A 13749-nucleotide genomic window follows, 5' to 3' on the forward strand; every position below is an offset into this window, starting at 1 on the left:
TAAATTCAGACCTACGGTTTGGTGGAACGCATGTCATCGGTTGAAACGGAAAACATGATTGTCGGCCTCGATATCGGAACCTCGAAAGTGGTTGCGATTGTCGGCAAGCGCAAAATGGACGGGTCCATTGAGGTGGTGGGCATTGGCTCTCACCCATCCCGCGGGCTCAAGCGTGGCGTGGTGGTCAATATTGAAACCACGGTCCAGGCGATACAGCGGGCCGTGGAAGAAGCCGAACTGATGGCGGGGTGCCGCATTCATTCGGTCTACGCGGGTATTGCCGGTAGCCACATCAAAAGCCTGAATTCCCACGGCATTGTGGCAATCCGGGACCGGGAGGTCACCCAGGCCGATATCGACCGGGTGATTGATGCTGCCCAGGCGGTGGCCATTCCGGCTGACCAGAAAATCCTTCATATCCTGCCGCAGGAATTTGTGATCGACAGCCAGGAGGGAATCAAAGAGCCCATGGGGATGTCCGGTGTTCGCCTCGAGGCGAAAGTCCACCTGGTGACCTGCGCCGTCAACGCGGCTCAGAACATCGAGAAGTGCGTGAAGCGCTGTGGACTGGAAGTCGACGACATCATCCTGGAGCAGCTGGCTTCAAGCCACGCCATCCTGACGGAAGACGAAAAAGAGCTGGGTGTGTGCGTGGTGGATATCGGTGGTGGCACTACCGACATTGCGGTATTCACCGGTGGTGCCATCCGTCATACCTCGGTGATCCCGATCGCCGGCGACCAGGTGACCAATGATATCGCCATGGCCCTGCGGACGCCGACCCAGAACGCTGAAGAAATCAAGATCAAGTACGCCTGCGCCCTGACACAGCTCGCGGGTGCGGACGAAACCATCAAGGTGCCCAGTGTGGGCGACCGGGCGCCGCGGGATCTGTCCCGTCAGGCCCTGGCCGAGGTGGTTGAGCCGCGCTACGAAGAACTGTTCACTCTGGTGCAGTCGGAATTGCGCCGCTCGGGATTTGAGGATCTTATCCCGGCCGGCATCGTGATTACGGGCGGCTCCTCCACCATGGAAGGTGTGGTGGAGCTGGCCGAGGAGATCTTCCACATGCCGGTAAGGCTGGCCTGTCCGCAGGCGGTTTCCGGCATGACGGAAGTGGTCAACAACCCTATCTACGCCACGGGCGTGGGGTTGCTGATTCATGGCTTCCGCCAGATGGATCTTGGCCGGGCGCCGGCAATGAAAGGCGAGGATGCGCCGTCATTGTTTGAACGCATGAAGAGCTGGTTTACCGGTCATTTCTGACGGTTTGCCAAAAAAAGAAAAACGAAGGTTCTCGAATTTAAAATCTCGAAAATCGGTTTCAAAGAAAACCGATAAACCGCACGAAGGAGTAGGGGAATGTTTGAACTCGTCGATAATGTCCAGCAAAGCGCTGTCATTAAAGTAGTGGGTGTTGGCGGTGGTGGCGGCAATGCCGTTCGTCACATGCTAAACAGTGATATCGAAGGCGTTGATTTTATCTGCGCCAATACAGACGCCCAGGCCCTGACGGACCTGGACGCCCGGCAGATCATCCAGCTCGGCGGCAACATCACCAAGGGGCTTGGTGCCGGTGCCAATCCGGAAGTGGGCCGCCAGTCGGCACTGGAAGACCGTGACCGCATTGCCGAAGCGCTCAAAGGTGCCGATATGGTGTTCATCACCGCTGGCATGGGTGGCGGTACCGGCACCGGTGCAGCGCCGGTGGTTGCCGAAGTGGCCCGGGAAATGGGCATTCTGACGGTTGCCGTTGTCACCAAGCCGTTCATGTTTGAAGGCGGCAAGCGCATGAGTGTGGCGGAAGCAGGTCTGCGGGAACTGGAAGAAACCGTGGATTCGCTGATCACTATCCCGAACGAGAAACTGCTCGCAGTGATGGGCAAGAAAACCAGTCTGCTGGACGCGTTCGGTTCCGCCAACGATGTGCTGTTGGGCGCGGTTCAGGGTATTGCCGACCTGATCACCCGTAACGGCATGATCAACGTCGACTTTGCTGACGTGAAAACCGTCATGTCCGAGATGGGTAACGCGATGATGGGTACGGCTCGTGCGACTGGCGAGAATCGTGCACGCGAAGCCGCCGAAGCTGCCGTTCGTAGCCCGCTGCTGGAAGACATCAACCTGCAGGGTGCCAAGGGCATTCTGGTCAACATTACGGCCGGGATGGACCTCAACCTGGGCGAGTTTTCCGAGGTTGGTGACATTGTGCGTGAATTCGCGTCCGACTCGGCAACGGTTGTTGTGGGCACGGTGATTGATCCGGAAATGACCGACGAGCTGAAGGTGACGGTTGTCGCGACCGGCCTCGGTGGTGACCGCGAGAAGCCGACCAAGGTGGTGGACAATTCCCGCACCCTGGATGGCACCACGGACTACAACCAGCTGGATCGTCCGGCCGTCCTTCGCCGTCGGGCTGTTTCCCACGGCAACGTGGCGATTGATCACAGCAAGGACCAGGAGGAGCAGGGCGTCGACTATCTCGACATTCCCGCATTCCTCCGTCGTCAGGCCGACTGATAAAGTGTTGCAATCGTAAATCAGAGTGAATCCAGTTCGCTCATATAACGTATGCAAGCTACTGTTGGTGGTTGAGTGCCAGAGCCGGGTGTTTTGTTAACATTGGTTAAATGGTATTCAATTTGGCTTTCTGATATTCTCCGGGCAGATTTTTGCCCAGACTATATCGTACTTTTGTGACGGAAATATTTACCGATGATCAGACAACGGACACTCAAAAACACCATCCGCGCTACTGGTGTCGGGCTTCACTCGGGAGAGAAGGTTTACCTGACCCTGAAGCCGGCACCGGTAGAGACCGGGATCGTTTTTCGCCGCACTGACCTTGACCCAGTTGTCGAGATTCAGGCGCGGGCGGAAAACGTTGGTGAGACCATGCTCTCGACGACGCTTTTGAAAGACGGTGTCCGGGTGGCGACAGTGGAGCATCTGTTGTCGGCAATGGCTGGTCTCGGGATCGATAACTGTTTCGTCGAGCTGAGCGCCGCGGAAGTGCCCATTATGGACGGCTCTGCCGGACCATTCGTGTTTCTTCTGCAGTCAGCGGGCATCGCTGAGCAGGATGCGGCCAAGAAGTTCATCCGTATCAAGCGTGAAGTAACAGTCGAAGAAGATGGCAAAATGGCCACACTGCTGCCCTTTGAAGGCTTCAAAGTCAGTTTTGGCATCGACTTTGATCACCCGGTGTTCAAGGGTCGTGCCCAGACGGCAACAGTGGATTTTTCCAGTACATCTTTTGTGAAAGAGGTCAGCCGGGCCCGCACCTTTGGTTTCATGCGTGATATCGAGCAGTTGCGCGCCATGAATCTGGCGCTGGGTGGCAGTGTTGATAATGCCATCGTCGTGGACGACTATAAGATCCTCAACGAGGACGGTCTTCGTTACGACGACGAATTCGTCAAACACAAGGTGCTGGACGCCATTGGCGATCTGTACCAGTTGGGCAATAGTCTGATCGGCGAATTCCGTGGCATCAAATCCGGTCACGACCTGAACAACAAGTTGCTGCGTAAGCTCAGGGCTGAAGAGGATGCGTGGGAAGTGGTTACCTTTGACGACGAGGCCACGGCTCCAATTTCCTATATGAAACCTGTGCTGGCGGCGGGCTGAAGCCGGATGCTTTAGTCCCTGACGTGGCTAGCGAGTTTTTCGAGAACCTCGCGTAATTGTTGGTCCTTCGTGTGCCCGGCTTCCTCTTTGAGGAGCCGGGCATTCTCGTTACTGAGCGGGGTAATCTTGCGGGCTGGCCGCTCCCTGTAACGCGACGGAAGCACCTTCACCTTCAGCTTCCAGACAAAACGGAAAAGCTCGTTCTCCCTTACGGCTGCCATGATGTCGTGCTGGCGAAAGCGGATCTGGCTTGCCTTTGCCGCCGAGTCGGTGGCAATGACAAGTTCGCCCTCGCGGCAGCTTACAAACCGGCTTCCCTTGGCCAGGGCAGGCGGCAGGGCAGCGATAACCTGTTGTTCTGCGTCGGCATGCTGCCCCGCCTTTGCCATCAGCTCTCGAAGCTTCGAGGCGCGGCTATAACTCTCAGGCGTTAGTTGAAGGTCACCCTTTTTCTTCATGTCAATCGGTAAATCTCGACGGCGACGGTAACGATTGGTTACACTTCGGCACGGTTAAACAGCGTTGCCTGTATTACACTCGTTTTACATTGTCCGGTGTGTGTATGTCTACGGGCAACCTCTACTTCTCTACGGACGTAGTCGTTGCAATGGATTGCACGCGCGTTTTCGGACACGGTCACTGCTGTATATGCAGGTCCGGTCAGATAACTCGGGGCGCAACACTACAGGATAAGGTTGCGTTCCCTATGGCACCAGATGACTCTATGAATATTATTCTTGTTGGCAAGCGTCACGGGAAGTCTCGTGCAGTGCCCATCAATCTGCCGGTGGCCCTGGGTGTTGTGCTGCTTATTGTTTCGTTGCTGGCTGTCGCCGGCTGGTCAGGCTATCGGGTAGCCCTGAGTGAAGCCAGTGCAAAGCAGCCCAACAACACCGAACTTGTGTCCCAGTGGCAGGCCCGACTGGATGAACAGAAGGCCGAGCTGGCGCAGGTGCGCCAGAGTGTCCGTCAGCAGGTTGACGCACTGACGCTTCGCCTGGGTGAGATGCAGGGCCGGCTGCTGAGGCTGGATGCCCTGGGTCAACGTTTCGTCGAATCCGGCGTTGTAGCCAGTGATGAATTTGACTTCAGTCAGCCGGCAGCGGTCGGTGGTCCTGAAGAAAGCCTGAGCGGTGAGTCTTACACAGCGCCAGAGCTGACAGACATAATTGACGGACTTTCCCGGCGAATCGAGGATCGGGAACACCAGCTGCGTATGCTGGACATCGTCTCTTCCCAGAAAAAGCTGGAAGATCAACTCTACGTTGAAGGCCGCCCGATCACCTGGGGTTGGCTGTCATCCAAGTACGGCTACCGCTCTGATCCTTTCACTGGAAAACGCGCCTGGCACAGTGGCGTTGATCTCGCCGGCCGGGAGGGCAGCGACATTATTTCTGTGGCGGCGGGCGTGGTCACCTACGCCGGTGAGCGCTATGGCTATGGCAACCTGGTGGAAGTGGATCACGGTGATGGTCTGAGAACCCGCTATGCCCACTGCAAGACCCTGAAGGTCAAAGTGGGGCAGGTCGTCAAGAAGGGCCAGGTGCTTGCGTTGATGGGTAGTACCGGTCGCTCCACCGGCCCTCACGTACATTTCGAAGTTCTTCAGAACGGCAAGTCCGAAAACCCCGTAACCTATATTCGTCGCGCCAGCCGATGATTTGTGTGCCACTGCCTTTCGAGGCAGTGGCAACCCGCCGCACTGACCTGTTTCAAGGCTTTGAGTCAAGTAGGGCTTCTGTGAGGCCCATCTTTTGTACTCCTGTGAAATAAGGTTAGAATGCCGCTTCCTCCGATTAATCAAAGAAGCAGTGGTCTATGTTCACGAAGCTTGCAACTAAGATGTTTGGCAGTAAGAACGCCAGAGAAATCAAGCGTATGCGCAAGACGGTCTCGCGCATCAACGAACTTGAAGAGCAATATGGCAACCTGTCAGACACCGAGCTGCAAGGCAAGACCGCCGAGTTTCGCCGCCGATACGAGGAAGGCGAGACCCTGGACCAGCTGCTTCCGGAAGCTTTTGCCACCGCCAGAGAGGGCAGCCGACGGGTCATGGGTATGCGCCACTATGACGTCCAGATGGTCGGCGGTATTACCCTCCACGAGGGCCACATCGCCGAGATGAAAACCGGTGAGGGTAAAACCCTGGTGGCAACCCTGGCGGTTTACCTCAATGCGCTGACCGGTAAAGGCGTTCACCTGGTAACGGTGAACGATTACCTGGCTCGCCGTGACGCGGAGTGGATGGGCAAGCTTTACCGTTTTCTGGGCCTGCAGGTGGGTGTGGTTGCCTCCGGCCAGCCCCATGATGAAAAGCGCGCCGCCTACCAGGCCGATATCATCTACGGCACCAACAATGAGTTCGGCTTTGACTACCTGCGCGATAACATGGCCTTCAGCACCGAAGACAAGGTGCAGCGCAGCCTGCACTTCGCCATCGTTGACGAAGTGGACTCCATCCTGATTGACGAGGCGCGTACGCCACTGATTATTTCCGGCGCCGCCGAGGACAGTTCCAAGCTGTACCGGGCCATCAATGAGCTGGTCCCCAAGCTGAAGAAAGGTGAAGTCAGCGAGGAAAATGAGGGCGAGCCGGACGGTGATTTCACCATTGATGAAAAGTCCCGTCAGGCCGAGCTGACCGAGGCCGGTCACGAGCATGTTGAGGAGCTGCTGCGCAGCATGGAGCTGCTGCGCGAGGATGAGAGCCTGTATTCAGCGGCGAACCTCAGCCTTCTGCACCACGTACACTCTGCCCTGCGCGCCCATCACCTGTTCCAGAAGGATGTTGACTACATCGTCCAGGGCGACCAGGTGGTGATTGTTGATGAACATACCGGCCGTACCATGCCGGGCCGCCGCTGGAGCGAGGGCCTGCATCAGGCGATCGAGGCAAAAGAAGGTGTGCGTATCCAGGCCGAGAGCCAGACTCTGGCGTCCACCACCTTCCAGAACTATTTCCGTCTTTATGACAAGCTCGCTGGCATGACCGGCACCGCCGACACGGAAGCCTTCGAGTTCCGCCAGATCTACGGTCTGGACGTTGTGGTGATTCCGCCCAACAAGCCGATCCAGCGGGTCGATTACAACGACCTGATCTATCTGACGCAGGAAGAGAAATTCCACGCCATTATTGACGAGATCAAGGATGTCATTGCGGAAGGCCGCCCGATTCTGGTGGGTACCGCATCCATCGAGGCCTCCGAGCTACTGTCGATGCTGCTGAAAAAGGCCCGCATTGAGCACAAGATTCTCAACGCCAAGCAGCACGAAAGCGAAGCCCACATCATTGCCCAGGCCGGTCGTCCCGGCGCCGTTACCATCGCCACCAACATGGCGGGCCGTGGTACCGATATTGTGCTCGGTGGCAACTGGGAATTCGAAGTGGCGGAAATGGACAATCCGTCCGAGGAAGAGATTGCTCGAATCAAGGCCGAATGGACCGAGCGTCACAATCAGGTGCTGGAGGCCGGTGGTCTGCACATCATCGGTACCGAGCGTCATGAATCCCGGCGAATCGATAACCAGCTGCGTGGCCGTGCCGGTCGTCAGGGCGACCCCGGTTCATCACGGTTCTTCCTGTCACTGGAAGACAACCTGATGCGGATCTTCGCACCGGATCGGGTCAAGAGCCTGATGCAGGCGATGGGTATGAAGAAGGGCGAGGCCATTGAGCACCGGATGGTGACCAATGCCATTGAGAAGTCCCAGCGCAAGGTGGAGGGCCGCAACTTTGACATGCGGAAGACCCTGCTCGAGTACGACGATGTGGCCAATGACCAGCGCTCGGTGATTTACGATCAGCGCAATGAAGTGATGGCCTCCGAAGACATTTCGGACATGGTAAAAACTATCCGGGAGGATGTGGTTGATCAACTGGTCTCGGAATTCATTCCGCCCCAGAGTATGGCCGAACAGTGGGATGTTCCGGGTCTGGAGAATCAGCTTCAGTCGGAACTGGCCATCGATCTGCCCATCCAGCAGTGGCTGGAAGAAGATTCCAAACTCTACGAGGAAAGCCTGCGTCAGCGTATTCTTGACGCCGTAGTGGCGGACTATGAGGCCAAGGAAGAGCTCGCTGGCTCCGAACCCATGCGCAAGTTCGAGAAGCAGGTCTTCCTTCAGGTGCTGGATACCCTGTGGAAAGAACATCTGTCCAACATGGACCATCTTCGCCGCGGCATTCACCTGCGGGGATACGCTCAGAAGAACCCCAAGCAGGAATACAAGCGCGAGGCGTTCAACCTGTTTGAAACCATGCTCGACACCATGAAGCGGGACGTGATCCGGGTAATCTCCCGGGTCAGAGTCCAGAGCCGGGAAGAGATGGAAGAGGTAGAGCGGCGCCGTAAGGAAGAGCTTGAGCGAGAGCTGGCCCAGGCCAAGCTGCGGCACGATGAAACCAGTGCCACGGCAGCAGCGAGTGGTGAAGGTGACCAGGGCGCTTCAGGGCAGCCCCAGGGCACGCCGGATACGTTTGTGCGGGAAGGCCGCAAGGTGGGTCGAAACGAGCCCTGTCCCTGCGGGTCCGGCAAGAAGTACAAGCAGTGTCACGGCAAGGTCAGCTGACCTGAGGCGAATGCCCCGAGAGTGACACAGCGCATCAATGGCCCGCATCTGATCCAGATCAGGATGCGGGTTTTTCATTTATAAAGATTTATCACGACGTTGATTAACAAGGAGCGCGAGCATGGCTGTGGGCCTCGGAACTCTACCCCGGTTTTTTCCGGTCAAGGGAGTAAAAACAGGTGTTGCCAGCGCAGGCATCAAAAAGCCCGGTAGAAAGGATCTGGTGATCTTTGAGCTGGCCGCCGGAAGCCGTGTTGCGGGCATTTTTACCAAAAACCAGTTCTGCGCCGCCCCCGTGCACATTGCACGTCGCCACCTGAAGGCCGGCGAGCCACGCTATCTGCTAATCAACACTGGTAATGCCAATGCAGGCACCGGTGCTCGCGGCATGACTGACGCCATGGCCTGTTGTACGGCGCTGGCAGAAAACACCGGCATGGCTACGGAAGCCATACTGCCATTCTCCACAGGTGTTATCGGCGAACCACTGCCCGCCGGGAAAATCATTGATGCCCTGCCGGAGCTTCTGGCCAATGTGGGAGAAGACCAGTGGGACGCAGCGGCGTCGGGAATCATGACTACCGACACGCGCCCCAAGGGATCCTCGCGCCAGGTGCAACTGGGTGATCATCAGGTCACCATTTCCGGCATCAGCAAAGGCGCCGGCATGATCCGTCCCAATATGGCCACCATGCTGGGCTTTATTGCCACCGACGCAGCACTGGCGCCGGAGCTGCTGTCGCAATGGTCTTCGGAGCTGGGGGAGCAGTCCTTCAATCGCATTACCATTGATGGCGATACCTCGACCAACGACTCTTGCATGCTGATGGCGACAGGGCAGTATGGCGGCCCGGAAATCACCGCTGAAAGCCCGTTTGCTGACAAGCTGAAAACCGCGTTGAAAGAGGTCTATCTTGAGCTGGCCCATGCCATTGTTCGGGATGGTGAGGGCGCCACCAAGTTTGTCACCATAGAAGTCAGCCGTGCTGCGTCCGTTCAGGAAGCGCTGGATGTGGCCTATACCGTGGCCCATTCACCCCTGGTGAAGACGGCGCTTTTTGCGTCGGATCCCAACTGGGGCCGTATTCTGGCAGCCGTGGGCCGCGCGGGGGTTGCCGATCTGGATCTGCAGGCGCTGGAAATATACCTCGGCGACGTCTGTCTGGTTCGCCAGGGCGGGCGCGCAGACGATTATAGTGAAGAGCGGGGCAAGGCCATCATGAGCCAGGAGGAGATAACCATCCACATCGACCTCAAGCGCGGTGAAGTGTCTGAGCGTGTCTGGACCTGCGATTTCTCCCACGACTACGTCACCATTAACGCGGAATACCGTACCTAACCATGTCGGATGCTGGGGCCGCTGTGCCGGTTATCCATGTGGCCGTTGGCGTGATTCGTCGGCACGGGCGGGTGTTGATTGCCCGCCGCCCGGACCATGTTCACCAGGGCGGTCTGCTTGAGTTTCCCGGCGGTAAGGTGGAGCCGGACGAAACGGTTCAGCAGGCGCTGGTGCGGGAGATTCATGAAGAGACCGGCCTGACGATTGCGCCGGCCGATCTGACATCGCTGATTGGTATTCGCCATGACTATGGTGATAAATGTGTGTTTCTCGATGTCTGGGAAGCGACCGACTCCGAGGGCGAACCCGAAGGCAAAGAGGGGCAGGCGGTGGAATGGCGCGATCCGATGGAGTTGGCGGACGAGAACTTTCCGGCAGCAAACCGGCCCATTATCCGCGCCCTGCGACTCCCCCGCTGTTATGCCATCACCGGCGACGGCTCGGGGTCCGCGGATTACCTGCAAAAGCTGAAACACGCGATTCCGGCCAGTGGCCAGCAATTGTGCCTGCTGCGTGCTCCCGAGCTGGAGCAGGCACGGTATCGGGAACTGGTCACGCAGGCGCTCAGAGCGGCCGAGTGGAATCGGGGCGTTCAATGGATGCTCCATGGCAGCCCGGCGCTTCTTGACGCTTTTCCGGAGGCGGCGGGCGTTCACCTGCCCTGGCGGGAAGCCCGGCTGCATTCAAGCCGTCCAATCGATCGCGGCTACCTGCTGGCGGTTTCCTGTCACAACGCCGGGGAAATACAACATGCGGTCGCAATCGGGGCGGACTTTGTGACACTGGGGCCGGTGAAGCCCACGGCTTCGCATCCCGGGACAGTACCCATGGCGCCTGAAGAATTTCGCGACCTGGTCGCCGGTGCACCGGTTGTGGTTTATGGTCTGGGCGGGCTCGATAAATCCGACCTGAACGAAATGACAGCCTGCGGTGCCCAGGGCATTGCGGGCATCAGCTATTGGTGGCCCGGCCCGGTGGCCGGTCAATAACTTCTGAAAGACGGCAACGGCCTATGAGCAAAAATAGCGATAACAGCAAATTGACGCACCTGGACGAGAAAGGCGAGGCGCGTATGGTGGATGTGGGCGCCAAGTCCATGACCGAGCGCGAGGCGCGGGCCGAGGGTGTGATCAGAATGGCACCGCAGACTCTGTCAATGATCATCGAGGGCGAGCACCCCAAGGGTGATGTGCTGGCAGTTGCCCGGATTGCAGGCATTATGGCTGCGAAGAAAACCCATGACCTGATACCGCTGTGTCACTCGCTCAATCTTTCGTCGGTCAAGGTGGAACTAACGCCTGGCGAAGATGGCCGCTCCGTGACAATTGTTTCACGATGTAAGCTGTCCGGGCAGACCGGTGTCGAGATGGAAGCATTGACAGCCGTCAGCGTGGCGGCCCTGACTCTCTACGACATGTGCAAGGCGGTTGACCGGGGCATGATCATTGACGGTGTCCGGCTGCTCGAGAAGAAGGGTGGACGCAGCGGGCACTGGTCTGCTTCTGATTGACCATCGTAATCCTCTCCATAACTTATTGCGGGTTATATAACCCCACTCAACAGGAGAGGCCGATGCAGAGACTACGCCAGGAAGATGGCTCCGTGATAGAATGCGCGGCCCGTTTGACCGAACCACGAGGAAACACTGTGGCTGTTCGTTACGTCCAGACCTGTCGATTACCGACACCCTTTGGCGTGTTTGATATGCACGGCTTTGAAGAGCCCGATACCGGCAAAGAGCACATTGCCCTGACTCTGGGCGATCTGGACAGCCCCGAGCCAATGCTGGCCCGGACTCACTCCGAGTGCCTGACCGGCGATGCGCTTTATAGCATGCGGTGTGACTGCGGCTACCAGCTCGAAGAAGCCCTGAGAAGCATTGCCAGGGAAGGTCGGGGTATTCTGATGTATCTGCGTCAGGAAGGCCGCGGCATTGGCCTGCTGAACAAGATCCGCGCCTACAATCTGCAGGATCAGGGGGCGGATACGGTCGAGGCCAATGAACGTCTGGGATTTGCCGCCGATCTAAGGGATTACAGCATGTGCCGGGATATGCTGGGGCACCTGAATATTCGCAGCCTGAAACTGATGACCAACAACCCCCGCAAAGTGGACGCCCTGACGGCGCTCGGCATCGAGATCTCAGAAAGAGTGCCGCTGCACGTGGGTCGCAATCCGCACAACGAACACTATCTCAACACCAAACAGGCCAAGCTTGGCCACTGGTTCGAGACTCATCAGGACGACGATCCGGCGGTCTGAGCGGGTTACTTGACCGCCGCCAGCAGGTCTGTCCGGCGGGTGAGATCCCACCGGCTCTTGATCGACTGGTGAATGCCTTCCGCATCCAGGCCTACCTCGGACAACAGCTGACCGTGTTTGCCATGGTCGACAAAGGTGTCCGGAAGGCCCAACTGCAATACCGGCTGAAGTAGATTCTGCCTGTTCAGGAATTCGGTGACCGCACTGCCGGCGCCGCCGGCGATTGCGTTCTCTTCCAGTGTGACCAGCAGATCGTGTTCCTCTGCCAGGGCAAGCACCAGTTCCTCGTCCAGAGGTTTGACGAAACGCATGTCAGCCACGGTAGCGCCGAGCGCCTCCGCCACTTCAAGTGCGGGGGTGAGCAGGGTACCGAAATTCAGTATGGCAATGCCTGAGCCTTCTCTTACCCGGCGGCCCTTGCCAATGGGCAAGGCGGCCAGTTCCGCTTCGATTTCGGCTCCCGGCCCGGTTCCACGGGGATAGCGAACGGATGCCGGTCCCTCATACAGCATGCCGGTGTGTAGCAACTGCCGGGTTTCGTTTTCGTCAGAGGGTGTCATCACCACCAAATTGGGGACGCAGCGCAGATAGCTGATATCGAAGGCGCCGGCGTGGGTGGGTCCGTCCTCGCCTACCAACCCTGCCCGGTCGATGGCAAACAGGACATCCAGGTTCTGGATGGCCACATCGTGGATCAACTGGTCGTAGGCCCGTTGCAGAAACGTTGAGTAAATCGCGACAACCGGCTTGGCGCCGTCGCAGGCCAGCCCGGCGGCCAGAGTCACTGAATGCTGTTCGGCAATGGCCACATCGAAGTAGCGTTCCGGAAAGCGTTGGGAGAACGCCAGCAGGTCCGAACCTTCACACATGGCAGGGGTGATGCCTACCACCCGCTCGTCTGCTTCGGCAGCGTCACAGAGCCACTGGCCGAAGACGTTGGCGTACTTGGGCTTCGATGGTTTCGGCTTGACCGGCTCAGGTTTTGACGGCGGCACCGGCTCAATCTTGTTGATGGCGTGATAGCCGATCGGGTCGGCTTCTGCCGGGGCAAAGCCTTTGCCCTTGGTGGTGACCACATGCAGGAACTGGGGGCCGTCGAGTTCGCGGATGTTCTCCAGGGTTTCCAGCAGCAACGGCAGGTCGTGGCCGTCAATGGGGCCGATATAGTTGAAGCCCAGTTCCTCGAACAGCGTGCCGGGGGAGATCATGCCCTTGAAGTGTTCTTCGGTTTTCTTCGCCAGTGCCATCAGGTTCGGTGTGCCCTGCAGTACCCGCTTGCTGCTGTCGCGCACCTGGTTATAGGTGCGGCTGGCCAGCAGCTTGGCAAAGTAATTGTTCAGCCCGCCCACGTTACGGGAAATCGACATGTCGTTGTCGTTCAGGATCACCAGCATGTCGGCGTGCAGGTGTCCGGCATGGTTCAGGGCTTCAAAGGCCATGCCAGCGGTCATGGCGCCATCGCCGATGACGGCAATGCTCTTGCGGCCGGCCTTCTGCAGGCGTGACGCGACTGCCATACCCAGTGCGGCACTGATGGATGTGCTGGAATGGCCCACGCCGAAGGTGTCGTACTCGCTCTCGGACCGTTTGGGAAAGCCTGCCAGTCCATCCTTGCGGCGAACGCTGCCCATCCGGTTGCGCCGCCCGGTCAGAATCTTGTGGGGATAGGCTTGATGGCCGACATCCCAGACCAGCCGGTCTTCCGGTGTGTTGAACACGTAGTGCAGCGCGACCGTCAGCTCCAGGACGCCGAGTCCGGCGCCAAAATGCCCCCCGGTCTGTCCCACGGACCAGAGCAGAAACGCGCGCAACTCCCGGGCCAGCTGGGTCAGCTGTTCCGCAGGCAGCTCACGAAGCTGGGCCGGAGTGTCAATCCGGTCCAGCAGCGGCGTGTTGGGCCGTTGGGACGGGATTTCCTTGAAGGTATAGGGCTCGTGCATCTAATTGGG

Annotated in this window: 11 protein-coding genes; 9 read left to right on the plus strand and 2 right to left on the minus strand. The window is 58.3% G+C overall.

Going from position 1 to position 13749, the window contains the following annotated elements; genetic code table 11:
• Positions 1-30: 30 nt before the first annotated feature.
• The 3 genes from ftsA (at position 31) to lpxC (ending at position 3630) form a co-directional block, all read left to right on the plus strand.
• A complete protein-coding gene (ftsA, locus tag FPL19_RS10450; protein WP_150912516.1) occupies positions 31-1266 on the plus strand; it encodes a cell division protein FtsA in 1236 nt (411 codons plus the stop codon).
• 96 nt (positions 1267-1362) lie between these two features.
• The gene (gene ftsZ / locus FPL19_RS10455; protein ID WP_150912517.1) at positions 1363-2520 is read left to right on the plus strand and encodes a cell division protein FtsZ; all 1158 of its coding nucleotides are present in this window, start codon (positions 1363-1365) and stop codon (positions 2518-2520) included.
• A 195-nt stretch (positions 2521-2715) separates the two neighbouring features.
• Complete coding sequence (gene lpxC / locus FPL19_RS10460) at positions 2716-3630, plus strand: UDP-3-O-acyl-N-acetylglucosamine deacetylase (protein ID WP_150912518.1); 915 nt, start codon at positions 2716-2718, stop codon at positions 3628-3630.
• A gap of 11 nt (positions 3631-3641) precedes the next feature.
• Here the strand turns inward: lpxC and FPL19_RS10465 are convergent, their stop codons facing one another.
• Positions 3642-4088 (minus strand): DUF721 domain-containing protein, encoded by a 447-nt coding sequence (locus tag FPL19_RS10465; protein WP_150912519.1) that lies wholly within the window; start codon positions 4086-4088, stop codon positions 3642-3644.
• Positions 4089-4354: 266 nt separating this feature from the next.
• Here FPL19_RS10465 and FPL19_RS10470 point away from each other — a divergent pair, with 266 nt between their 5' ends.
• The 6 genes from FPL19_RS10470 to ribA all read left to right on the plus strand — a co-directional run bounded on the left by FPL19_RS10470 (position 4355) and on the right by ribA (position 11800).
• Positions 4355-5290, plus strand: coding sequence for a M23 family metallopeptidase (locus FPL19_RS10470; RefSeq protein ID WP_404802817.1), 936 nt, complete (start codon positions 4355-4357; stop codon positions 5288-5290).
• Between the two features lie 158 nt (positions 5291-5448).
• Positions 5449-8199 (plus strand): preprotein translocase subunit SecA, encoded by a 2751-nt coding sequence (gene secA, locus FPL19_RS10475; RefSeq protein ID WP_150912521.1) that lies wholly within the window; start codon positions 5449-5451, stop codon positions 8197-8199.
• Positions 8200-8320: 121 nt separating this feature from the next.
• On the plus strand, positions 8321-9538 hold the full coding sequence (argJ, locus tag FPL19_RS10480) for a bifunctional glutamate N-acetyltransferase/amino-acid acetyltransferase ArgJ (protein WP_150912522.1): 1218 nt from the start codon (positions 8321-8323) through the stop codon (positions 9536-9538).
• A gap of 2 nt (positions 9539-9540) precedes the next feature.
• Complete coding sequence (locus tag FPL19_RS10485) at positions 9541-10527, plus strand: Nudix family hydrolase (RefSeq protein WP_150912523.1); 987 nt, start codon at positions 9541-9543, stop codon at positions 10525-10527.
• 23 nt (positions 10528-10550) lie between these two features.
• Positions 10551-11048 carry a cyclic pyranopterin monophosphate synthase MoaC gene (gene moaC, locus FPL19_RS10490; protein WP_150912524.1) on the plus strand — a complete coding sequence of 166 codons (498 nt, stop codon included), beginning with the start codon at positions 10551-10553 and terminating at the stop codon, positions 11046-11048.
• Between the two features lie 137 nt (positions 11049-11185).
• Complete coding sequence (gene ribA, locus FPL19_RS10495) at positions 11186-11800, plus strand: GTP cyclohydrolase II (protein ID WP_150914153.1); 615 nt, start codon at positions 11186-11188, stop codon at positions 11798-11800.
• 5 nt (positions 11801-11805) lie between these two features.
• Here the strand turns inward: ribA and dxs are convergent, their stop codons facing one another.
• On the minus strand, positions 11806-13740 hold the full coding sequence (gene dxs / locus FPL19_RS10500) for a 1-deoxy-D-xylulose-5-phosphate synthase (RefSeq protein WP_150912525.1): 1935 nt from the start codon (positions 13738-13740) through the stop codon (positions 11806-11808).
• Positions 13741-13749: the final 9 nt, after the last annotated feature.

The sequence above is a fragment of the Marinobacter halotolerans genome, from assembly GCF_008795985.1.
GTDB lineage: Bacteria > Pseudomonadota > Gammaproteobacteria > Pseudomonadales > Oleiphilaceae > Marinobacter > Marinobacter halotolerans.

What these genes read in the sequence shown, in the direction of transcription:
- ftsA (WP_150912516.1), top strand. Translation starts at nt 31, where the DNA reads ATGTCATCGGTTGAAACGGAAAACATGATTGTCGGCCTCGATATCGGA.
- ftsZ (WP_150912517.1), top strand. Translation starts at nt 1,363, where the DNA reads ATGTTTGAACTCGTCGATAATGTCCAGCAAAGCGCTGTCATTAAAGTA.
- lpxC (WP_150912518.1), top strand. Translation starts at nt 2,716, where the DNA reads ATGATCAGACAACGGACACTCAAAAACACCATCCGCGCTACTGGTGTC.
- FPL19_RS10465 (WP_150912519.1), bottom strand. Translation starts at nt 4,088, where the DNA reads ATGAAGAAAAAGGGTGACCTTCAACTAACGCCTGAGAGTTATAGCCGC.
- FPL19_RS10470 (WP_404802817.1), top strand. Translation starts at nt 4,355, where the DNA reads ATGAATATTATTCTTGTTGGCAAGCGTCACGGGAAGTCTCGTGCAGTG.
- secA (WP_150912521.1), top strand. Translation starts at nt 5,449, where the DNA reads ATGTTCACGAAGCTTGCAACTAAGATGTTTGGCAGTAAGAACGCCAGA.
- argJ (WP_150912522.1), top strand. Translation starts at nt 8,321, where the DNA reads ATGGCTGTGGGCCTCGGAACTCTACCCCGGTTTTTTCCGGTCAAGGGA.
- FPL19_RS10485 (WP_150912523.1), top strand. Translation starts at nt 9,541, where the DNA reads ATGTCGGATGCTGGGGCCGCTGTGCCGGTTATCCATGTGGCCGTTGGC.
- moaC (WP_150912524.1), top strand. Translation starts at nt 10,551, where the DNA reads ATGAGCAAAAATAGCGATAACAGCAAATTGACGCACCTGGACGAGAAA.
- dxs (WP_150912525.1), bottom strand. Translation starts at nt 13,740, where the DNA reads ATGCACGAGCCCTATACCTTCAAGGAAATCCCGTCCCAACGGCCCAAC.